Below are 1,039 nucleotides of genomic sequence, written 5' to 3' on the forward strand. Positions count from 1 at the left end.
GATGACGACTCCGGATGCCACGCCCCTCCGCCCCGCGAAACCCCGGGTGCCGTTCTGGGACAACGCCCGCTTCGCCGCGATCGTCCTGGTCGTGTTCGGCCACGCGATCCAGCGCCTGACGTACGACTCGGATGCCGCCGAGGCGCTGTACCTCCTGGTGTACGCGTTCCACATGCCGCTGTTCGCCCTCGTCTCGGGGTACTTCTCGTCGGCGGGCGAGCCCACGCGGCAGCGCATGGCGCGAGTGATCACCGACCTCGTCGCGCCCTACCTGATCTTCGAGGCGCTGTGGACGCTCACGCAGTTCCTCGTGACCGGCCGGACGAATCTCGATCCGGCACAACCGGCGTGGACGCTGTGGTTCCTGCTGGCCCTGGCGCTGTTCCGCCTCGTTCTGCCGTACCTCGTGCTCCTCCGCGGCCCGGTGTGGTGGGCTCTGGGGATCTCGATCGTCGCAGGGTATCTGCCGAGCCTCGACTCGACGTTCTCGCTCTCGCGCTTCCTCGGGCTCCTCCCCTTCTTCACGCTCGGCTGGTGGCTGCGCGAGCACGATGCGGTCGCCCGCTACCGGATGCTCGCTCACCGACCCGCGTGGCTGCGCGGGGTCGCCGTCGCCGTGCTCGCGAGCGCCGGCGTCGCCGCGTTCGCGCTCGTCGACGTCTGGCGCGACATGCGTCTGGGGACGTGGTTGTTCTTCGTCGACGGCTACGCCGATCTCGGCGCCCCGCAGTGGTGGGCCGGAGGTGTGCGCCTGGCGATCATCGCGCTGGCGCTCGTCCTCATGGCCGCGTTCCTCGTTCTCGTGCCGCGCCGCGAGACGCGGTGGACGGCGCTCGGGCGGTACACGATGTACGTCTACCTGCTCCACACGTTCGTGCTGTACCCGTTCCGCCAGTCCGGGATCCTGCGGGGCCTGGAGCCGATGGGACTGTGGATCCCCGTCGTCGCTCTCGGCAGCGTCGCCATCGCCGTGGCACTCTCGAGCCGTCCGGTGCGGCGGGTGTTCCGCCCCCTCGTCGAGCCGCGCCTCCCCTGGCTC

1 protein-coding gene is annotated in these 1,039 nt (G+C 70.4%); it reads left to right on the top strand.

Annotated elements, in window-relative coordinates:
* Window position 1: 1 nt before the first annotated feature.
* Window positions 2-1,039, top strand: a 1,038-nt coding sequence (locus FE256_RS17945; RefSeq protein WP_138178354.1) for an acyltransferase family protein, incomplete at its 3' end; no start/stop codon positions are given.

The sequence above is a fragment of the Microbacterium sp. 5K110 genome (genome assembly GCF_005774735.1).
GTDB lineage: Bacteria > Actinomycetota > Actinomycetes > Actinomycetales > Microbacteriaceae > Microbacterium.